The following is a 22,340-nucleotide window of genomic DNA, read 5'->3' as shown; positions in this document are numbered from 1 at the left end:
TTCAAGTGCCGATATTCAGTTAACTTGGCCCAATGTGAAAAAATTCCCGAAGGCTACTCGAAATCTTTTTCTTTCACGGCTGGAATAAACGGCGACATTTTCGAGTCTCTCTCTGCCGTTGAATCCCGTGACGAGTTAGCCGTTCGCGCGACGCCTCTAACCTGGCAAGCCGATTGCGCCTGTAAATTGTGCAGCAGGAGCCCTCGGGCGGTCGGATGCGATAATCGCCTCGCGCTGCCCCAATTGCAGCCGAATGGTCCATTTGGATAACGTTGGCTGCCGCTGCGACCAATGCACCGAATTGCGAAGCTGCTTTTGCTTTGCAGATGACGCTTTGCAGGAGGCGTCCACCTTTTTTCGGACGGCTGGGAATATTTGGTTCCATATTGTAGTTCATTAAGCAGGGGACAAGGTTGAACCCTAACGACGACAGGAAGAAATTCGCGACCGTCGTTGCGCCCCATCTGGCCGATGCGCATGCGTTTGCGCGCTGGCTGACGCGTAACCGTGCAGACGCCGAGGACGTCGTGCAGGAGGCGTGCATCAGGGCGTTTCGGGCGTTGCCACGGTTCTCGGGACCGAATGCACGCGCTTGGCTGCTGACGATAGTGAGGAATACCGCTTTCACCTTGCTCAGGGAAAAAAAAACCGCGGCGCTAGTCGGGCTTGACGAACTGAGCGAGACCGAACGCTTCATCGTCGAGCGGGGAAACGAAGGGAATGCGGCAGGATCGCCGGAAGCAGCGTTGATCGCCGCCGCCGATGCGGCGACACTTGAGGCGTCCATCTCGGCCCTGCCGGCCGAATTTAGGGAAGTATTGGTCTTGCGGGATATCCAGGGACTCGAATACCGCGAAATCGCCAGCATCACCGGTACCCCGATCGGGACGGTGATGTCGAGGCTTGCGCGGGCCCGCCACAAGCTGATTGCACGAATGAAGGAGGAGAGTTGCTGATGCCGTTCTTCGACGAAGACGTGCATCTCATTCATGCCTACCTAGACGGGGAACTTGACCTCGTGGCGGCGCTCGCAATCGAGCGCAAGATCGCAGCCGACCCCGACTTGCAGAAACTCGCAGATGAAATCGCCGCGTTGAAGAAGGTGCTGGCTGAGAAATTCCCGCCGGAGCCGCTTCCTCCCCGAGTCCGATCGCGTATCGAGGCCGCCTTTGTACTGGAAACTAGGCAGCGAATGCCCGGTTGGGCCAAGATCGCGGCATCGCTCCTCTTCGCCGCTGCCATATCCAGTACCTTGACCGGAATTGCTCTCCGCGGGGCCGGGCCGCAGGCGATTGTAGTAGCCGAACTCTTTGACTCCCACCTTCGCTCGCTGATGGCAGCGCAGCTCACGGATGTTGCTTCCTCGGACCAGCATACGGTTAAGCCCTGGTTCAATGGTCGGATCACCCAGTCGCCTCGGGTCGTTGATCTCGCGGCTCAAGGCTTCGACCTAGTAGGCGGTCGGGTTGATGTCGTCGCCAGGACACCGTTGTCGACTCTCGTGTATCGCAGACGCGAGCACGTGATCAGCCTGACGGAAGTCACGCAGCGTGATCAGCTCGAGTTGCCGTTCGACCGGCGGGTGGAGAATGGCTTCAACATGATCAGATGGACAAACCGTGAGAGATCGTATGTCGCGATTTCGGATTTGAACACGAATGAACTTGAAGCCTTCGCCAAGGCGTTCCGAGGTGACCCCAGCTAGTGCCAGCCTTTCGGCCCCGCCCACTCCACCAACAGTAAAGGGCGAGTGGAAATGCCGAATGCCTAGATTCGACGATCACGCCATGGATATTTTTTCATAGCCGCCCCTTTACCATGGCCAAACGGGTAGACACCTCGTGCCAATTAGGGAACGTACTCGTCAGCGCGGAAAGTGAGAGCTGTTTCGACGAGTAAAGCTTTCGAACCCAAGCGAGTGAATTGCTTGTTCTTGTGAAGATGGGCCAAGAACCGACTACGCAGAAGGCGCGTCAAGTGTCAATCGGCGCCGAACTCGGCCCGTTGAACTAACGGCGGCAATTCCTTTTCGCAGCTGACCAATTTTGCTTTGAGATGGGGTCCCGATCGGCGCCGATCGTGACCCCACCCCAACGTGGCTTTTTAATTTCGTTCAGACGGATACTGCCGGTACTTTAAGCGACGTGACCCCGGCGCCGATTCACAATCAGGCTACTCGAAGCTGTTGATTGAGGGCCTACGGAAGGCGGGGTTGCCAGAGTAGCTCGCCTTCCGTGATGATCGAAAGGCTGCACCTTTGCAGCGCATGTGTCCGGTTATGGCCCATCGCGGACATTCAACGTAGTTGTTTGCACGTCCGCTAAGCGCGTCAAAGCGAGCATCGGCCATTGACCTGCTTCTTCCATAACAACTGGTATGCGAACACGTCGGCAGGAGTCCAAGCAATAAAGTCGCTACACCAATGGGTCATTGCCTTTCGGCTGCTGCAAGAACTTCGGCATGTGGTTACGCGGTTCACGATCACGCGGGGCGGGGCGTTCGGACGGGTCGCGGCCGAGCTTGGACTGCAGCTCGACGAGGTCGGTGAAGACGTCGGCCTGGCGGCGCAACTCGTCGGCGATCATCGGCGGCTGGCTGGCGATCGTGGAAATCACGGTGACCCGCACGCCGCGGCGCTGAACGGCCTCGACCAGAGAGCGGAAGTCGCCGTCACCCGAGAACAGCACCATCTGGTCGATGTGCTCGGCGAGCTCCATGGCGTTCACGGCGAGCTCGATGTCCATGTTGCCCTTGACCTTGCGGCGGCCGGAGGCGTCGATGAACTCCTTGGTCGCCTTGGTGACGACGGTGTAGCCGTTGTAGTCGAGCCAGTCGATCAGCGGCCGGATCGAGGAGTACTCCTGATCCTCGATGATCGCAGTGTAGTAGAACACCCTAAGCAGCGTCCCGCGGCTCTGAAACTCCTTCAGCAGGCGCTTGTAGTCGATGTCGAAGCCCAGAGTTTTCGCCGTCGCGTAGAGATTGGCCCCATCGATGAAGAGCGCGATCTTGTTAATAGTGGAGGCCATTTTTACTTTCGCGGAGGTACTTCATCAGGAAATGCGAGAAGGAATGCTTCGCAGAAGACTGAAGATGAAAGGCGGACACTTATTGTAGCATAGTTGCCATGGGCGATGTGCGCTAGACGGTTGAAAAGGGGATGTTCGATGGTGCCTTGTGACTCCAGGTCGCAGGCGGTTAATTGGTCTTTTTGCCCATACCGTTTTCAGGCTGGTCTTGCCATCTCGCGCGGTACTACAGTGCGCGGGCCGCACATAGCATCATCTCGGATGAAGGCAGAATTTTCGTAATTGGCGGAAGTGAGCGTGGCCGGCCTGCGCGCGCAATGGTCCTCGAAGATTCGCGTCAATCCTTCTTACCGGTTTAGACAGATGGCGTCGCCAACCTGGGGTCGTCACCTCTTCGGAACGAGGTTCGACAGCATCATCACCAACTGAGCCTGGCGATGTGTCCCCGTTTTCATAAAAACAGACTTCAATTGATTGCGCAGGGTCTGCTTGGAAAGTCCTCGCTCTGCCGCAAAACTCTCCAAATCCTTGCCGCTCGCAAGAGCCAATGCGAGCCGGGATTCTGCGGCCGTCAACTCAAAGGCCTCGCGCAGAGTCATCATACCCGCTGACTGCGTTAGGTCGGTGTCGGAGACAACTAGTATTGCGTGGAAGAGGGAAAGGGGAGAGTCGGTTAGACCAGTAAGCCGCATCGGGTAGATGACAAGTCGGCCGCCTGAAACCTTTTGCAGAACTATGGGCGCGATAGTGAAGGCTTTAAGGCTCCAGAACAGAGCTCTAATCGCGTTGTGCAGGAGCTCATTTGATTTCGGATCTTGGCAGCGAATGCGTCCTGCTGAAATCTGCAGGTCCAATCCGATGAGTCGCTCCGCCGCCGGATTGACGCGAACGACGTGGCCCGACCGGTCAAGCAGAAGTGCCGCGCGCTCGGAGAAATCGAAGGCACTTAGTGCTGATTCCCCTTTTGCCAGGCCGAGCGCTGCGCAAGTCTGAACGACCGAATCCAAACTGTTGGACAACTCGGAAAGAGCTTCCAATTCACTCGCGGAATAAGAACCTTGATCCGGTGTCCTTTGTAAGCTCAAATTCCAAACCAGATCTCCCCGGCCGATCCGGACGCCTGCCCAACCGCTGAGATTACAGTTCCGAAGGAACTCTTGATAAAAAGGCGAACGCTTGCGTGCGTCTAATGGCATGCAGTCGTCGTCTGTCGCCACTCCATTGGCCAAGAAGGCGGCCTTCCCGCGGTAGCGTTCGTCGCGGCCTTGCCATCCGTCACTAACGTAAACATTTGCGCTGCGATCCATGGAAGGAGTAGCAGCAACGATAGGCAATGCTCCGACAACTGGTAACAGGACCGCGCCATACGACCCGGTGCATTCCGCCGCCGTCTGCAATGCCTCTGTCCAGAGAGAGGGATCGATCGCGGCGGCGGCCAACACGCCGCTAAGTCGCTGCAGATCAAAGGGTTCCATCCACTATTCCGACGTCGTCGAATGTGCCGCAGCACCTCTAAAGGCGTAGCCCAATTGGGCCATGCTGCCTCAGGACATTCGTCTTATCAAGGGGTTGGGGTAGCCCCGCGAGACCCACTTCGGCAAGGCGAGAGCAAAATGACCATCATGGAAGTTGGCCACGGTCCTACAGGGGCTCGTAGCGACCGCCCTCTGGGCAATGCGGGCCGGTCCGCTGTTCACGAGTTTCGCTGTGCATGAGCCCGTATTCATGAACAGCTACGAACGCAACTTCTGTCGAAATAGAACCAGTGATCTGCCAACCTTTGACATCGATGTTCAGCGCAGGGGGCGACGTTGGGGCTGGTTCATTCGGACAAGCTCGGGCGAATGCTTAGTAAAAGGCCGAGAGCGCAATCGGGCCGAGGCGAGATATAGGGCGGCACGAGCGCTGTTTCAGCTATTGGCTTCCTCGCCCTACCAGAAAGCAGTCAAAGAAGCTTTGCGCGCCGGCAGACCTAGTTGGTACACTTTCCCACGTTAGCGCGACACGAGAGAAGCGACACCCATTGCTTCAACGGTCGCACTGGTACGAGCTGCCCAGCGGATTGCACTCAGGGATCGGCTGTCGAGTGTGAGCGGGATGCAGGCTTTGAGCAGGGATCTTCAAGCGATACGACTAAGGACGTTTGCGACTTGAGATCGACGCCGGCCGCCGAGTGCCTTATCTAACGTGCATTTTCTCGACTATCGCGTAGAGCAGCACGAAGATCGGTAAGAAGACGAAGAACCAAACCACTGACTGATCGGTTTTCGCGAATTCGCGGTTTGGGTTGCTGTCGGTCGCGTGAGGCGTTGTCAAAGGAGGTCGAGCGGGCCGCCGTCGTCTTGCGAGGCGGCCTAGCAGGCGCCGGACCGTCGCTTCGGGAGACGACTGCCGGTTCATCTTGATTTTCTGAGCGTGAACATAGACGGGAATTCTCGTACCCGCTCGATATTGACGTAACCGCTTCCGTTCAGCCATTCCTGCCAGCAATAGGCGAGGGATGCAGGATCGATGTTAAGCCCATTTCTCGCGATGGCGCGTCGCGTGCCCAGACGGCCCGCCCACTCCTTGTTGCCATTAGTTGGATCGACGCGAACGGCGACGTAAACGGCTGAGTCGTTCGTCAAAGCAATCTCCGCAGGTGCTTAAATGATCTGGCGTCAATACGGAGAGATTATCGGCAGGCCGATTTTAAGCAACGACGATCGTTGCTGCGGGTGCGAAGACCATCGTCCTGGCCGCGCGTGCTTCGAACTCAAGTGCCTGCGCACCAAGAACGACGATCAAAGATGAGCTTGAGATCGTGCGCAAAACTCAACCCGTCCCGCCGACAGATCGCGATCAATTTCGGAGAAGATAGGTCCGTGATCGCCTGCAAAGTTTCGGATAACAAACGCAGGCCTGCGAGTTCGACAGGTGAGTACATCAGAGTGGCGACGCCCAGAAGTTGCGCGACGACATGGAAAAATTGTACAAGGACGCTGCTCATCACTTCCCAGAAATCCACAACATCATAATCGGCTATTTTGGCTCGAGTCGCTGAGGACATGCGTTGACCATGGCCGTGATCGGAAAGTCTCGTTGGAGTCGTCGTCCCCCGCAATTGTTGTCAAGATTGTTAGCCACTTTAGGCTGTGGTCGGCTTAGCTCCTGGCGGCGGCTTCAATTTGAGAGGCTCCAACCCCGGTAAGGTGGCATCCGTGGGACGCGGTGGCTTTGGCTCCCCAGTGTTCTTGGCGCGCCTTCGTGGTCGGTCGCTGCGCAGGACGCGCGATCGTTCATCTCTGCGTGGGAGAAATTTTGATGCGATGTATTTCCATTTTCTGGCCGATGCCCTTCAAGTTTTGGTAGTCGCGCGACGCCGGGCATCCTTTGACGATGTCACTGACTCCGGGAGCCTCCATCACCATCTCTGTCAGGCATATTTCGTTGACACCGGCTAGACCTTGCACACGGGCGGCAATATTCACGTCCTGTCCGAAGTAGTCGATCCGATCGTTGAGCCTTACGGCTATGGCCCTGCCTCTGTGCACGCCGATTTTGAGGCCGAGCGGCCGCGAAGCGGTTTCGTTGAATCGCGACAGCTCTTCGATCATCTCGACGGATGCAAGAACGGCATCCTGTGAACGCTCGAAGCCAGCCATGACTGCATCACCGATTGTTTTCACGATCGTACCAGATCGATTCCTAATGATCTTATTCAAGATGTCGAAGTGCTGACGGACGAGAAAATAGGCATTCACATCGCCGATGCTTTCGTACAGCGGAGTCGAATCCTTTAGATCAGTGAACAGATAAGTGATGTCGGATACGGCTAGACTATCGCGCTCATCCACCAGTTGGGTCTTATAGAGTTCGCCGAAGCAGGGGGTGAGCAATAATCGCTTGCCGGAAAGAAAAGGCTCATACTCGACCAGATGGGGCTCAAACAGGGAAGGATACTGGAGAAACCAGAAGCGGCCTCGATCCTTGGTGCGGTTCTCAATGTGGATGATGTGTTTGCCTGGGCTAAGATCGGCCGTCTGTCGAAACGCAAAGCGTCCGTCGCCAAGGATCATATTTCTCGGCCCAGTCGGCCGATCAGCAACTACAAACCGTCCCGATTCGAGCTGGATCAGCGATTCTTGGCGTTCCGCCGGTTCACCGTTCGCGAAGAAGACCAGAAGAAGCTTGTGGCTAAGATCGAGCACCTCGAAACGGCCCGCAGTTACGTCGAATTCAAAGTCCAACCGCTGACCTGCCTCAAGATCGGCAAATCCCCGCGAGAGTGCCGCAACGAGTTGCTCGTGTGTCATTCCGTGCGGGGGCTTGAAGTCCTTGGAGAAGTTGTAACGGAGATAGTAATCTTGGACGGACAGCATGTCCGGATGACGATATAGGATGTCGCGAACCAAGTTCGAGACGGTAAAGGTGACTTGGATGTAGTCGTCAAGCGTCGCCTCATTGAGGGCGTTGCAGAACTCGCATTGGAAACGTGGATGAACCTGGTCTAGCTCACGAAAAGTGCCGGCAACCTGCGGGCAATAGGCGCAGATGAGCAGCCACTGCATCTCGAATAGGCCAACCTTAGCGGCGTGGACGAACAGCTCGATTCCTTCAGCGTCACTTAGGCGGTTGGCAGTCGCGTATTGGATAGGATTGACGCGAAAGAGATCATAGTCGCCAGAGCTGCGAATAAAAGCTTCGAGATCCGAAAGGGTCTGAGGCGCCCAGCTCGCTATCGACCCGAGCTCTATGAGACGCTGATTCAGGAGGCCTTCGTTGACTGGGGATGACCCTTGCATATCAAGTATGATACCTCGCTCCATGCTGGCAATACGGGTTAGTCGGCCATTCGACTAGCGACGCGACAATCGACGCGGTCCCTTTGTGTCCAACTGGTTTTGGTCGAACCGAGCCGGATAAAAAATGTCAGCTCTATTGGCCTGTATCAGTCGGCAATGCGACACTTTGATCGAATAGGCAATGTCTGGTCTTGTCCATCATGTCCATGAGAGCGGTGCGTTGACTCGAGGGCAAGCCGTGCGCGCTACGTTATGAAATAAGCTCAGGACCGGGCAGGCGCCCCTCCCTCGCATTTCCGTCAACGTTGATCGCCATATGAGCTGGATGCTTGGATCATGCGTCAATGGTCAACCAAAGCCGTTTGAACGACGCGGATTAAACGCGCGACGCTGTTGTTCTTTGGCTTCGTGTCTGCTGGCGTTTGGTTGCAGGGCGGCGCCAAAGGTCAGACTTTAGTCGCTCCGCCGCTTCCACTCGCTCCGCCGTCGAGCGAACGGGAGCCGGCACCTCGGACCACCCCTAAGAATGCCTGGTCGACAACGGCGGCGGCCAAAGTATCGTCGCCACCGGCGCCGGCCAAGAATCAAGGCCTTCGGCGGAGAGCAATGGCGGGCTGTCGTCGCGGACCGACGCTCTCCGGCCGGCAGCGTCGGACAAGGTTTTGTCTACACCATTGATCGGCGCGCCTGCGTCGGTCCTCAGCCCAGCCGGGGACTACCATGGCTTTAACGTCGGCACGGCTGACGATAGTGAACGTCAGGTTATGCGGCGCGAACCATGAAGTCCCGCGCAGCAAGACCTTCCTAGCCCAATTCGGGAGCAAACAACACCCGGCACAGCACCTGATTGAGCAAGAAGATGAGGCATTGAAGCGCAAGCTTACGATCTGCCGCGGCTGCAAGTAGGTGGTCGGCAATGACGGCAGGCGCTGTTGACCCATGGCAAGCGCTTGTTGATTCTCGCATGGGCCTATTGCGGATGAAGACTATGGCATGTGGAGGTCGCGGAGCAACGTAAAAGCGTGCCTCACAGGCAAGGCATTCCAAGTGCTCCGCAATGTCAACCCGCAATCCAGATAACATCGTTTTTGACCAGCAATCCGGGCATTCTCTCTGGTTCAATGCGTCAAGAGCATCTGCGTCAGTCATTTCGAGCTGGTGGAAACTGGCTGCATCAGACACCGAAAGAGCGACTGATGTGTTTCGCCATCACGATAGCAACATCCGTATAGCGGCCGTTCGACCAGAACTGATCGCAAACCAGCAAAAAGAACAGCGCACTAAGCGAAATCAGAATTCCCTTGCACATAGCGGACTTGTCCCTTGATGAGACTGCCAACCGAGCAGGTATGAACTGAGAGAGACGATACGCTTCTGAAGCCGCAGTTGCGACGATCTGCAATGATTACAGGCTGGCAAGAAGCCATTGCTAATCCGTTAACTGACGGATCCGACAATCTCTGCGGAAGGTCGGCCTCTGGTCCGAAGCTGCTGATCTCGGAGACGTTCGCTATTCGGGCTATCGTCTCGAACCCTCGCGTGCTCTCCCCTGGAGTCAACAACTATTCATTCCTGAGTCGGCCGACCGTGAACTCTGAGCTGTCTGAGCTGAGAGCAAAATGTGAATGTCTTAGGCGACTTGGTCAAACTCAGTCCTGGGGGCTCAAGGTGAAACAGTCACGCTCTTGAAGACGGTGCCGCCATTGTTGGACCGGCCGCTGAAGCGGACGGTCTGCGGGCCTCGCGAGGTGGCACTGAATTTCCAGATGGCGGAGCGCGTATCGGCCTCCGTTACAGTGCCAAGTGTGAGGCTGGCCGCATTTGGAAAATCCATCGCCACCCCATCCTCGCGGGTGGTCGAGACCCCGAGCAGGCTTAGACCGCTAGACCCCGCCGCCGCTGACACCTGAACTCCATATGCCTCGTAACTCGGGTTGAAAATGGTTGTCTTGATTGTGAAGGTCGAGCCGATCGCGGGAGACGTTGTGCTCGGCGTAGCCGTCATCGAAATCGCAGGCGTTGGATCGCCGCGAATAATTTTAGCTGCGATTGCCACCGGTAAGCCAAATGAGGGAGCTCTCCAGTTGATTGCTTTGAGCCGGAGAACGCCAGGAGGCGGATTGTCGATGATGAGATATTCGACGTTGTCGATATTAGACTGCGAGGCCCAGCCACCACATTGTCCAACTGCGTCCGGCGTGCAACTGGCGCCGGGATCGGCCCACAGGTCAACATCGTATGTCACCGCCTGTGACGCTCCTGCGCTCGCTTCGGGCTCGTCCCAAGTAAGCACAGCGACGACCCGCTTGGTACCCCGAGGCACGTCGATGTCGAAGAAGCCCCAAGACTTGTCGGTGATTGTCATCCATGCCCAATGGCCGCTCCAGCCGTTGGGGTCGAGGCGCGCCCAATGCGATTGATAATCGGAGACGCGTCCGAGCCCAAAATCACTGCGTCCGCCACCGGTGTTGTTTGCCGGACTGACCTCGTCCGAATGCAACGTAGCGGAAGCCATGAGATGGGCACGCAGCAAGTGCGGTCGATCTCTGAAATCAGGATAGTGCTCCAGCAACGTTGCCGCGATGCCACTGACATGTGGCGTTGCCATGCTGCATCCGCTCTTATCCGTATAACCATCCGTCGTTCCCGCCTGCGCAGAGGTCACGACAGCCCCCGTTGCAACGAGGTCTGGCTTCATCCGATTATCGCCGGTCGGGCCGCGGCTGCTGCTGCCGGACAATTCGCCAACTAGGCTTGATCCCGCGTCCTGCACGTTTCCGACTGTGAGCGCATTCTTGGCCACGCCGGGTGACCAGATCGATTGCGCGCCCGGACCGTTATTGCCGGAGCACACGATGTAGGCCTGGCGTGTTTCCCAGACCCGGGCGTCGAGCTTGCGCGATTCGGAATCGGTTCCAGTCTGCCCCGATCCGCTCGCCCCACCGCTCAGATTGATGACAGAGGGGCGTGGCGCGTCGCAGCTGGTTGCGTCCGCCATGTAGTCGATCGCGTCCCGCAGCCAAGAGTTTTGTCCGGTGTTGGTCGATTTCCAGATCTTTCCAACCCGGATGCGCTCACGCGAACCGACCGCAGTTGCGACGCCGCGGAACCGCGCTTTCGCAGTGCCAGTTCCGGAGATGGTTGCGAGGACGTGAGTGCCGTGGCCATTCTGATCATTCCAAACGCCCGCGGCGTCGCTCGTGAAATTAATCCCGCAACCGTTCTTGTTGAGGTCTTGGTGCATGGTTGCGGCCGCACTTCCCAACATGGCGCCGGTGTCGAGTAAGCCCAATACAGTTCCCGCACCCAGGAAGCCGGACGCACGGATGTAATCGACTCCATTCGTAGCCATGCTCTGATCGTGTCCACCGCCGCTCCGGCGCTCGATTTCGATGAACAGGATGAAATCCAAACCGGAAAGAATGCGGATCTGTTCGGGTGTTGCGAGAGCCTCATAGCTCCGCAACACCGGGTCGTAGCGACCCACCTCCGCACCCGTAGCTTGGACCCGTTCGGCGAACGAAGTTTTGGGATCAGGTTCGAACAGGCTGATAATAATTGGAAATCGAACCACCTCGGAGCCGAGACGCTCGATCGCAGATTTCAGCTCCGGCGCTAATTTTTGGTCGGGTGAGGGGTAAGACAATGATCTAAACCCGGGCAATTTGGCAATGCCCTCCAACGCCTGTGCTTGCAGGGGGACGCGGACCTTGAGTGCTGTCCCATGCAGCCCGAGCGATGCGACCCCGAACTCGCTCATCAGCGTGCGCTCCGTGGCCGCGTCCGGCAGGAAATCCATCAGCAGAAAGGCATAGGTCTCAGTCCGCTCCCCTGCCGCTAAATCCGATCGTATGCGCGGGTCGACCCCGGAGGCCGGTGTCATCGTTCCTCCCGAGAACCCAAGCTGATAGGCCTCAAATGATCGGACATCCGACGCGCCGCGCGAAGGATAATCGGCCGGAGGCTTTGGGCGATCCTTTGGCGCAGACAGCGGCCTGTTGGGCGCCTCCGTTTGGACTGTTGTCGCCTCGGCGCCCCGATGCGGAAGTGCATCGCGCGGCGGCTTGCGATCGACAGGGAAAACCAACCGATCCGCCACATCAGATTTGCTCGGTCCGAAGTCGCGACGTTTGGTGTCATCCGCGCTCGTGGCATTAGGTCGCCCAACGCCCGCCTGGCGCAATTCGAAGTTTCTGACCCCGTCCTGAACGGCTTCGAGCGAAATGGGGTCACCCTCGCCGTCCCGATTGATGCGCATAGCGCTATTCTGGCCGCTAGACGCGCCTTCCGCGGCAGCAACGGTCTGCGCGGACGCAAGCGCGACGGGCGCAGCAACCAATAAGGTCGCAACGAATGTTTTCAACCGCGCTGAACGGCAGCAATAGGCCAAACGCTTGGGTAAGAGGGTTTCGTTCATTGGCTTCCTCCAAATGAACATTCTTACAAGGCGACTTTGATCCGATTTCTGAATACTCGCAATGGCGCACAAGCCGTCAATCAAATTTGCTTCGCGCCAACATCCGACGCGGTCGCGCTCAATCTTTTGCGTTGAGCATCCTAGCAAATCAATAAATGAACCCTAACAGTACGACGGAAGATTATGCAGTGATTTAGCTCACAAGATTGCTAGTTCGATTCAAAACAGACAGGCTCGTGAACCCGATCAGCCCATCGTTCTATAACCACGCATACGCGAGTGCTGCCAAATCGAATTAATTGCCGCCGCGCACTCAAGCCGCGTTGGCCTCGGATTCAGTGATCCGCTGGAATTCGAACAGCAGCTCCTGAAAGTGCTTGGCGAGATAGCCGACCACCTTGCCGTTGCGCAAAAGCTTGGAGAGGTAGCCGACGGCCAGCACCAGATCCAAATGATCGGCGCCGTAGGTCTGCTCAGCGACCTTGAATTCGCGGGCCAGCGAGGCGGATTCCCGCTCCATCAGCGTCAATTGCTCATCCGAAAGGCCTTTGGGGGTGCGCGGCGTATAGCCGGTCGCCAGCTGGTTTTTCGGCGTAGCCGCGACCAGGGAGCGCATATAGCTGTTGGAAAAATTGTTCATGGCGATCATCAATTCCGCCACCTCGATTTGCCGGATAGCGCCCAGTTTGCGCAGCTCCGAAAAGGTGTTCAGCGTTAGATGCCGCTCCTTCAAGAGCTCGACTGCCTCGGCGCAAATGCCGTCCAGGAGTTTGCGGCGTCGCCGAATGCTGGCCACATCGACATTGAGAGCTTTGGCGATTCGCGCTTCGGAGACACCGTTTTCGACCGCTTTGAGGATCATCCGGTGTTCCTGGATGATCGCAATGCGATTCACTCGCTTGTTGTAGGTAAAGGCCTCATCCTCAGTGGACACCAGGCACTCAACCTCGAAAAGTCCGCGCTCCCGCAGCACCTCCAGCCGGAGATGGCCGTCCAGCAACAGATATTTGCCGTGGTTCTCGCGGCTGCGTGCCACCACAGGCGGCTCAACCAAGCCGATCTCGCCGATCGAGGCCGCGATCTGACGGTATTTCGGCGAGCGCTTTAGTTCCTCCGAGACTAGCTTGAGGGGTTGGATGTCCGCGAGCCTGACCGACAGGGTCCGCTCCTCAAAGCCCATCCGCACCGAAATATGAGGCCGGCGTGCCATGGCGCCTAGCCTTGCTCATGCAGGCGAAGCGCAAGGTTCTTTGGCATGGTGTCCAGCTTTTCGCCTTCCAGAAGGGTGAGGAACTCAGGCTCGGTCAAAAGCTTGCGCAAGGCTTCCAAAATGAAAACCAGCCGCGCTTTGGTACCGTTCGACTTGCGGATCAGAACGCGTTTCCGATCGACGTCCTGACGATAAGCTCGCAACAGCGCGTTTGAGCTGATCGGAGCCCCATCAGTCCGGCGCGGGCCGGTCTTATATCCCTTGCCGCGGCGGCGGCGCTGTTCGATCAGCTTTTTGGCCGCCAACAGGCGCTGGCCGCGTAGCAGCTTTTCCTCATAGGCTTGCTGCAAGACGGTCTGAATGTCGTTGTCCGGGGCTTGTGCGATCAGGACGGCGACGCTGACTGGCATTTGGCCGGCCTCAACCGCACGGAGCAGACGGTGCTCGCCTCCCTCCAGCAGGCTGCTAACACCCTTGACGTACTCGACGCTGAGCCCGGTCTTGCGTGCGATCTCGTCGGGCTCATAGCCACGCTGCCTCAGGCCCTCGATGTCGTGCAGGAGGTCGATCGCCCGATGTTGACGCCTCGCACAGTTCTCGACCAAGCTCATGATCGCGCTGTCCTCGTTGGTGGCGTCGACGATGACGGCAGGAATTTCGCGCTGCCCGAGGGCTTGATACGCCTCCAGGCGTCCCTGACCACACACTAGGTCGTACCGTGGCTCACCTTCGCCGGCTTTCCGTTTGACTGTGATCGGCCGTTTCAGTCCGAGCTCGGCGACACTGGTGACGATCTCCTTGAAAATCCGGCGATTGCGTGCGCGCGGATTGACGACATCGATGGACCCGACGGGGATAATCTCAATGCTTTGGGCCGATCCCATAGCTGACCTCCAACAATTGTGAACGCGCGGCAAGTTCAAACAGCATCTCAAGGCTGTCGAAGCGATAGGCGTCGAGCGCCAGGCCATTGTTTTCAGCCAGGGCAACCCGGTCGGCCTCCATCTCAAAGCGAGGCAAGAGGTAGTAGTCCAGAATTCCGCTATTCATCTGATTCATTCGAATGGCGACGGTAATGTCCGGACGCAAGCCTGCGTCGAACCGGATTTTCCAGCGATGCGAGCCAGCGATCGTCTGCTGTGATCGGACCAAGCACAGTGATGTCGTGAATTCATCGTTGACAGTGAGGAGGTCCGTCTCGTCATCCTGTTGGACCGATCCGCCAATCTCTTTAATGCCGCGGACGGTGGAGGCGATCAGGTCAGGATACATCCGGCGCAGCGCGCGATTGATCTCGATATAGCGATAGTCCCGGTCCGGCGTGAAGCCAATCAGTTCATAAGCTCGTATGAGGCTGCCAAACCGGGTGCGATAGGCGCTGCTGGACGGCCCGACCTCCAGTTCGTCTATGATTATCCCAGACAGATAGCCGTGCTGCTCCAACAGGCCGCGGAGCACATCCAGAAGCTCCTCATCGGAATAGCGCTTACAGCGTTCAACAATGATTGCTTGCGCGGATCTGAATGTATCATCGTCGATGATAGGCTCAAAAGCCTGATCGTGACGAACCCAGCGTTCAGGCGGATTATAGATTCGCTGGCCCTTGAGCTTACATGAGCACCTGTTCCAAACATTGTTGCCAATGTACTTCTCGTTGATGAGGATTTGGTGCACGGTCGCCCTGGTCCATGGCCGGCCGAGATCAGTGGTAATGCCTTTGGCATTGAGGCTGTCTGCATCTCCCGCTCGCTTTTGTCTTGCGCGACGAATGCCTCGTAGATGAACCGGATGGTCTCGATCTCTTGTTCTGGACCGGGGATGAGCACGATTCTGTCGGTTTGAATGCTCTTGTGCTCGCCGCGGACGAGCTCCGCCTTAGCAACACCATTTTGATCGATTAATTGCCGCCTCAGCCCAAATCCGGCCGGCCCGCCTTGGCGGTAGCCAAGCTCGATCAGGCGCCGTTGGCCGGCAAAGACTTTGACCGAGAGTTCTCGGCTGTATTCACCCGCCATCGCTCGCTTGACGCCCTTGACGATGGTCGAGACCGGGCTGCCGTCATTTTCGAATTGCTCGGCGCAATACCGGACCGAGATGCCCGCGCGTTTGCAGATGTACTCGTAATAGGCGCTTTCATCGGCGTCCTGGAATCTGCCCCAGCGGCTTACATCGTACACAAGGATGGTCGAGAATTCGGCCACTCCGGTCTGTACGTCCTCGATGAGTTGCTTGAGAGCCTGCCTGTCATCAAGATTGAGGCCGCTCTTGCCGCTGTCCTCATAGGTTTTCTCGATCCGAAAGCCGTGACGAGCTGCGTATTCGCGTATCGCTTGCGACTGGTTCGCTGTCGAATATTGTTGGTGATCCGTCGACATCCGCACGTATTCAGCGGCGCCTTTCGCGGCCTGGCTTCCCAGTTCGGCGCCTGAATGGGACGTGCCCTGCAACATGGTCGCCCTACTCGTGTCAAGAATGCATGGTCGACTATTGGAATTATAACTTAGCTCGGGGGGAAATATGTTTCCGAAAGCGGGCAAGAAGTTTCCAAACGGCGGAAGGGCGTCCGCCACTTACGCAAGTATGATTGCCGATATCCTGAAGTCGGAGCTAGGCAACAGCCATCAAGCTCAGAAGACATTGATGAGGTGGACGGGGGCGAACGAAAGAACTGCTAAGAATTGGCTCTCAGGCACGAACGGCCCTAGCGGCGAGCACTTGTTGCGGCTAATGCAAAATTCGGATCGGGTCTTCGAGTTCGTCTTAAAACTATCGCACCGACCCGCATTGCTATCCAGTCAAAGGCTCGCAGAGGTCAGGGACAGTTTACAGCTGACTGCCGATCTGCTCTCACAAGTTATCGAGGTCGAGGACAGACGAGACACGTCAAGTTGAACGATAGAATGGGTAGCCGATCCGAGTCTCGCAATCGATCTCCGGCCCTCCGCCCGTTTCCGAAGAAAGTAATCCTGATAGGCAAAGCCAACAGGACGAAACCTGCCGACGCATCATTCAGGATACATCGACGACCAGCGCGACCTATAGCGGCTACTCCGCCGGTTATGCTGGGTCGATTTGGGCGTGTGCAATTTGGCAGTATGCAGGACGTGGTGCCGACCGGCGCTTTTGGCCCGCTGCCCTCGGCTACGAAGTTAAGCTCTGATGCTTTCCGCAGAACAAAACTTAGCTCAGGTGAAAACCGAAGGATCACGCAGCTTCAACTCGCGCAGCACGGCATCGTAGAAGCCAGGAGTTTCAGCCTGTAGCTTCTTCATTACGCGCGCGACGCTGTCCGGAGTCAGGAGATCGCCCGGCTTGATCCAGGCCACGCCGCCGTCATCGGGTACGATCTCACCGATCTTTGGAATGTGCTTTGGAATTAAACTGGCGATGATCTTCGCCGTCTTGGCATGGGCGGCGAATTCGTCCACGAAGAATTGCGCCGGCACGCGGGTAATCAAGCCGTCGACCGGCAAAGCGACCGCGGTATGCAGCACATTGCTGCTGCCCTGCATCTGCTCTTCGATCACAAGATAGACGACGTAGCTACGCTCGGCCAGCTGGTTCGTCACCGTGACCTGCAGCTGGTCGCGATTCCAGTCGATCGTGTAGCTGAGATGGACGGTCTCCTCGTGCACATCACGATGCTGCCCGTCGGCCGGCGGCGATACCGGTCGTTGCCAGGCGAGTTCGGGAATCGAAGGCCCAATCTGGGTGCCGTTGCCGAAAACATTATCGGTCAAGATCATGTCCGGAATCCCCCCAAGCGGACCTCTGCTTTCTTGCCAGGGGTCGATGATCATCCCGCTCAGATGATCGACGTAGTCATCGTGGGCAGGCTCGGGCGGGGTGGGCACCCACCAGTCGAACGTCGTGGCCTTGATCGCAACTGTCCCGGTATTGCGAATGCGTTCGCGCGGGCTTGCGGTCCAATTGGCGACCAGCTCGGCGACGCCGGTCTCCGCCGTTCCATGGCTTACGTTCAGCTTCTGAAATCCCGGATGCTGCGGATCGTTCTCATAGGTACAAATCTGGTAGTCGGAATAGTCTGTATCCCGCCAACCGTTCTGACCCGCGCTGCTCTTCAGCGTCCGCAGCACGATCCGGTATTTGATTGGATTGACGCGCACCACCGACTGGGTCTGTACCAAGACCCTGCACATATATTCCTGAAACCGGCGCTTGGCAGTCGCCGTGATGACTTGGCCGGTATAATGCACCGGGTTGCTCTTTACAGTAACTTCGGTCTCGGTGTCTGGATTGCTATAAAGCTTGACTTTCCCCGGGATGACGGTCTCGCTCACCGACGGTTCAATCGCTTGGTTCCGGCACAACGCGGAAAGCCGCAGCAGCTCCGGATAGCCGCTCATCGCCAGCAGGTCGGCATAGTCGATTTCCGACTGCGCGTTCGCCGCGGTGGCGCACTCCTCGCGATTGACAATTTCATAGGATTGCGGGAACGAGCCCTTCCTGAATCGCGCCGGCGGCATCCAGCGTACATCCATCGTGCCGAGCTTGGTGGGGGCGGTGGCACTGGTGTGCGACGCCCCAGCCCGCATTTCGCTTGCCGCCAGCGCCGCCAGGAAACCTGAGAAGTACGCGTCGTCGTGATAACGCAAATCCAACGCGCCGACAGCCCACTGGCTCGCGTGCGGTTTCAGACGGATGGCGTCAACGATCGGCACGAGAGCAGGGTTTCCTTCGACCGAGCCGAACGTCATCGGAATATCTAGCGATCCGTCGTAGTCGTAGAAGATTTGATTGAACTGATCCGCCGTGTAGATGGTTCGCGCCAGGACATTCTTGCGCATGGCAGTAGCAAGTTCCTGTAGGTCGCTCGCGAAGCCAATCAGCTCCGCCCGGAACTCACCCGTGGTGCGATATTCCGGCGATATGCCTCGGATACATGCGAGATAGGTTCCAATCGCGAAGCTCGCGAAGGGGAACATTAGGCGATGATCAAAATTGGGCCCGTCCGATGGCATCGTGACGGGCACCATTTCCGGCGTGCCCGGCGGGTCGCTTTTGGCAACTCCGGGCAGGACGTTCAGCAGGGTGCCTAGGAACGGCCAGACCAGCGTGTGTTCGCCGCGCTGGAAATCCGCGAGCCAGGACCCGAGGGCAACGGCACGATTGAAACCATCGAGATGCTCAGTGTGCGCGTTGATCAACGTTCGGCGCTGGAATTGCAATTCCTCAGGCGTGGGATCCCAGTGTGGATCGTTCATACTCTCGGCGAAGCCGTTCACGACAGTGGACAAGGTGTCGATCTCGGAGCGCGCCGTTTGCAGATACTGCGCTTCCATCAGGTGCGCGAGTGCAGAAAAGTGCGTGGTCATATAGCGCTGAAGCTCGTCGAACTTCTTGTTGATCGCCGGATCTTCGTCCTTAAGAATCTTGAACAGCTTCAGCGCGCCTACCACCACGGCAAAGGCGGCTGCCACTGGCGCAACGTAGCTAGCGAGCTTACCGATGCCTGCCAATAGATCGAGGGTCTTCTCGACCCAGTCGAACTTGCCGAACTTCTCGACTAGCGCTCCCTTCTTATTGATGTCGACCAGCGCGTCCTTTAAGCTAGAGATCGCATCCTTGAGTTTTTGTGGATCGACCGGGAGCGTAAACGGCGCTTCATAAACCGGCACATTGGGCACGGGCCCGCTGCGCAACGCGCCGTTGCTGTCCAAATAAACGCCATTTCCGAGATTCAGCGAAAACACCGGATCCGAAACGGGATCAGCCATGCTCACGCTCCCCTCCCATGATTTGCAGGAAATAGATCACAAAGTTGTAGCGGCTGCTAATAAAATCGTAGGCTGAACTTCAAAAGGGTTTAAGGCTGATCAAGGCGGCTTTCTCGGACGGCCGGAATTAACGCACCGCGGGCAACGATCATGGACTTTGAATAGCTGGGTTGGCCTCGCCCCGCTTGCCGACATCCGCCGCTCCTCCGCTTCATGCGGTGCCTACAAGCTCAGCTGCACACGCTAGGACGCTCAAGCGGACCGAAGACTCGTCGTTGAGCGCCTTTGGAACAAAAAGGCCTCAAGCGACACAAACGTCGCGAGCCACGGCCGCTACGTCGCTTTCCGATGGCCGAGGTTGCCATACTACTCCTTCTGGAGATCGGCTTCGCAAAGCTGCGGCCTAGCCGCCCTCAGCGGGATTTGGACCACCGATGGTCACGCGTTCGCGCGCAATCGAAGGCAGTGGAGAGTCTAATGCCGAAAGGAGCGGGCAGAGCCTGCTGCCCTACTGCCGTTCGAGCGTAACGACGCCAGTCCGCAGGGTCTTGCGAGAAAGTTGCAAAAGCGCAAGTATTGGCTCAGTTTTGCCTTATCTTCGGAATGAACGCTAAGGAAAAGCGAGCCAACTCGCACAGTAGCGGGACGCGACGGTGTGGCGTTATCGCGTGCTGGGTCGATCCGCTCTTCACCCAACGGAAGGACATCGGATCAGATGGTTTCATTCGATTGGCGCGAACGCCCGCAAGCATCACCGTGGGGCGGGTTCTTCATTCAGAGCCGGGCTGGCCGAAACCGGAACAATTTCGAAGTCGTCATTCCTTGGCCGGATGGTGGTCTGGCTCACTTCTACCGGGACAATGACAACGCTGCTGCTTTGCAGTGGTACGGACCGACGCTGTTCGCGCAGGGCGCGCGCTATCAAGGCGTATCGGTCACTGAATCGGACTTCATGGTTTACTCGGGCACGCCGACCAAGAACTTAGAAGCTGTCGCAGTGCGTGAGGATGGAACACTGGAGCATTGGTGGCGAGAAAACGGCGGAGCGTTGACGTGGCGCCTCGGTTCGGTAATCGCGCAACGTTGTAGGGGTGTCCCGGCTATCACGTACTCGGGAGCATTGTTCAGCGACATCCCGCTTATCCCCGGCGCCCATAAAGAAGCGCACGATCCAGGGATGTTTCACGTTGTGGTCGCGACTAACGCCGGGGGGTGGGATTGGTACGTCAAAACGACCGACCCTACGTCGGCATGGACACAAGTGCCAAGTTTTCCTGGAGACTTAAAGCCTGAGGCTTACAGCGGTGTGCTCGTATCCAGCGGAAAGCTTGTTGGCATGGGCATCACCCTTACTCCAGTCGGCGCAAGCTCTACCGAAACGACGTACAAGGAGGTGTGGGAGGACAGGAGCTGCGCCCACCGCGGGTACACCTACATCATTGGCGTCTCAGAAGATAATGCGTTGCAGCTTTGGTGCGCAACAGACCCATATTTTCAGGAAATCGGACATGATGCCGGTCGCATCCAATGCGAATGGATCGGTGCCGACAGTATCACCATGCCTAGGCCCGACATCCAGTCACAAGAATTGCGGGCCTTCTACGGTCGACCATCATTGATCCAGGGCGATTACGGCCAAAACGACTCCGGTTTCGCCGACAGCGGTCACTATGGCAACTTAGAACTTGTAGTCCCGCTCAAAACAGGCGGGCTGCTGCATCGAGCACGAGATGTCGGACAGCCGTATAACCTTACGGTCATAGACAAAGGCTGGGGGCCGGCGACACAATTCGCCGGCAACACGCTTTATGACGAAGTGTCGCTCATCCAATCGAACTACGGACCAGACGATCACGGTAACCTCGAACTCGTCGCCCGAAACAAGTGCCAGTTCGGTTTCGACTTCTTCTGGCGCGAGGACGATCAGTGGCGCGGCCCAATTTATGTAGGTCGAGAAAACGGCGCCGTTCCTATCGGCACCAACACACAGGCTCTGAAGGTGCTGGCCGGAACGTTGGTGCCGGCGGACAAGCTCGCAGCGCTGGGATCCATCAACGTCTTGACCAGCATCGAACCGGTGTCGAAAATCGTGGCCTGGTTGGGTGATTCTGACACCCCATATCCTGCCTTGGCAGACGCTCTTCTGATTTTATTGGTTAGTCGACGGTTGACATCGCCGGCCTTCATCGATGTCGTCCGCGGCTTCTACGAAGATGATCTCGGCCAGCCGTCGCCGCGGTCCGTTGACGACGTGAACATGGAGGCACTGCGGACCGCTGTTTTGAAAGCCTCAAATGAAAACAACGGCACCGAGTTTACCACGTTTGACGCACTGGTCGGGTGACTGGGGCGAAGACAACCCGAGCGCTGACTATTAGAGGGCGTCAATCTGGTTGCTTTCGAAAAGGCAGCGCGGCCTTTTCGAGAGGTTTCTGCTCGGTTGGCTTAAAGCGGGCTCCTAACCAGCCGGGTCCCTCAGCGCCCTCGCCAACCGACTGCTAACCGCTGGTGCGCTCTCTCTCGCGTGCAAAGCAACTACCCACTGCTCATTGCAAACTTGCCCACGGGAGGGGTTGCGGGACGAAGTGGAGACTAACCAAAAATTCTTCCTCGGCGATAGCCGACGGCGGGCGCAAAACGGCCAATTCCCAGCAGGAAAGGGTGTAGCCTTTCCTTCGATCGCACCTACAGCGGAGAAACTTCGGTGCTGGCGCTCTCGTGTCGAGAGCATCTGGTGAGCAGTGGTTCCAGCAAGTTTCTTTCTAGATTCTCTCCCTCCAGCGAGAGAACTGCAAAACGTCTCGGTGCGTGCTCACCGCTCCGGTGATTTCTTCGATAGAGTAGCTCTTCGAGGCGCTTGCGTGTCAACCTGTCAACCGTGTCAACCCAAGAATTGCCCGTACTAGCTGGCGAATTTTCGGGGCGCGCTTGGGCCGTATGGGGGAGGGGGCTGGGAGGGACCCGCGGGCTCGAGGCAGATTGTATCGAGCGGACAAGTGTTCAGCCCTAGTCCGAAAAGCGGACGCTCTGCACGTGAGTCGGTTTGGTCTGCTGAGGGCCACGAGCAGTCGCTTTGCTTCCGTGTTGCCCGCCGATCCGACGCGAATGACACCGAATGTAGCTGCCAAACGAGGGGCGGCTTATTTCCTCCACCCAAAATTC

The 22,340-nt window shown here is 57.4% G+C and carries 13 protein-coding genes and 2 pseudogenes; 3 read left to right on the top strand and 12 right to left on the bottom strand.

All coding sequences use genetic code 11. The features are described 5' to 3' along the window. Window positions 1–413: 413 nt before the first annotated feature. The gene (locus AC0L21_RS10215) at window positions 414–956 is read left to right on the top strand and encodes a sigma-70 family RNA polymerase sigma factor (RefSeq protein WP_377829402.1); all 543 of its coding nucleotides are present in this window, start codon (window positions 414–416) and stop codon (window positions 954–956) included. After that, window positions 956–1,705: an anti-sigma factor family protein gene (locus tag AC0L21_RS10210; RefSeq protein ID WP_473260847.1), complete on the top strand. Its 750-nt coding sequence runs from the start codon at window positions 956–958 to the stop codon at window positions 1,703–1,705. Before AC0L21_RS10215 ends, AC0L21_RS10210 begins: the two co-directional genes overlap by 1 nt. 709 nt (window positions 1,706–2,414) lie before the next feature. On the opposite strand, the gene AC0L21_RS10205 is transcribed toward AC0L21_RS10210, so the two are convergent. The 12 genes and pseudogenes from AC0L21_RS10205 to AC0L21_RS10150 all read right to left on the bottom strand — a co-directional run bounded on the left by AC0L21_RS10205 (window position 2,415) and on the right by AC0L21_RS10150 (window position 19,178). Next, a complete protein-coding gene (locus AC0L21_RS10205) occupies window positions 2,415–3,029 on the bottom strand; it encodes a LabA-like NYN domain-containing protein (RefSeq protein ID WP_473260844.1) in 615 nt (204 codons plus the stop codon). 386 nt (window positions 3,030–3,415) lie between these two features. Beyond that, window positions 3,416–4,504, bottom strand: a complete 1,089-nt coding sequence (locus AC0L21_RS10200) for a helix-turn-helix transcriptional regulator (RefSeq protein WP_473260842.1) — start codon at window positions 4,502–4,504, stop codon at window positions 3,416–3,418. A 921-nt stretch (window positions 4,505–5,425) separates the two neighbouring features. Then, window positions 5,426–5,656: a hypothetical protein gene (locus tag AC0L21_RS10195; protein WP_473260839.1), complete on the bottom strand. Its 231-nt coding sequence runs from the start codon at window positions 5,654–5,656 to the stop codon at window positions 5,426–5,428. A 128-nt stretch (window positions 5,657–5,784) separates the two neighbouring features. Continuing rightward, entirely contained in the window at window positions 5,785–6,078 is a 294-nt protein-coding gene (locus AC0L21_RS10190; RefSeq protein ID WP_473260837.1) for a hypothetical protein, read from the bottom strand. 229 nt (window positions 6,079–6,307) lie between these two features. Beyond that, complete coding sequence (locus tag AC0L21_RS10185; protein WP_473260835.1) at window positions 6,308–7,813, bottom strand: DUF5939 domain-containing protein; 1,506 nt, start codon at window positions 7,811–7,813, stop codon at window positions 6,308–6,310. A 1,663-nt stretch (window positions 7,814–9,476) separates the two neighbouring features. Further along, window positions 9,477–12,230, bottom strand: coding sequence for a S8 family serine peptidase (locus tag AC0L21_RS10180; RefSeq protein ID WP_473260833.1), 2,754 nt, complete (start codon window positions 12,228–12,230; stop codon window positions 9,477–9,479). Window positions 12,231–12,543: 313 nt separating this feature from the next. After that, the gene (locus tag AC0L21_RS10175; RefSeq protein WP_473260830.1) at window positions 12,544–13,440 is read right to left on the bottom strand and encodes a plasmid partitioning protein RepB C-terminal domain-containing protein; all 897 of its coding nucleotides are present in this window, start codon (window positions 13,438–13,440) and stop codon (window positions 12,544–12,546) included. 5 nt (window positions 13,441–13,445) lie between these two features. Next, window positions 13,446–14,324, bottom strand: coding sequence for a ParB/RepB/Spo0J family partition protein (locus AC0L21_RS10170; RefSeq protein WP_473260828.1), 879 nt, complete (start codon window positions 14,322–14,324; stop codon window positions 13,446–13,448). Next, window positions 14,302–14,898: a hypothetical protein gene (locus AC0L21_RS10165; RefSeq protein WP_473260826.1), complete on the bottom strand. Its 597-nt coding sequence runs from the start codon at window positions 14,896–14,898 to the stop codon at window positions 14,302–14,304. Before AC0L21_RS10165 ends, AC0L21_RS10170 begins: the two co-directional genes overlap by 23 nt. A 96-nt stretch (window positions 14,899–14,994) precedes the next feature. Next, window positions 14,995–15,153: pseudogene (locus AC0L21_RS10160) on the bottom strand (recombinase family protein); the annotation flags it as partial. A 308-nt stretch (window positions 15,154–15,461) separates the two neighbouring features. Next, window positions 15,462–15,815: pseudogene (locus AC0L21_RS10155) on the bottom strand (recombinase family protein); the annotation flags it as partial. A gap of 810 nt (window positions 15,816–16,625) precedes the next feature. Beyond that, window positions 16,626–19,178 carry a hypothetical protein gene (locus AC0L21_RS10150; protein WP_473260824.1) on the bottom strand — a complete coding sequence of 851 codons (2,553 nt, stop codon included), beginning with the start codon at window positions 19,176–19,178 and terminating at the stop codon, window positions 16,626–16,628. Window positions 19,179–19,893: 715 nt separating this feature from the next. Between AC0L21_RS10150 and AC0L21_RS10145 the strand changes: the two genes are divergently transcribed. Next, window positions 19,894–21,522 carry a hypothetical protein gene (locus tag AC0L21_RS10145; protein WP_473260822.1) on the top strand — a complete coding sequence of 543 codons (1,629 nt, stop codon included), beginning with the start codon at window positions 19,894–19,896 and terminating at the stop codon, window positions 21,520–21,522. Window positions 21,523–22,340 lie beyond the last annotated feature (818 nt).

The organism is Bradyrhizobium sp. WSM4873 (assembly GCF_055811355.1).
This window is presented reverse-complemented; position numbering and strand designations above follow the sequence as displayed.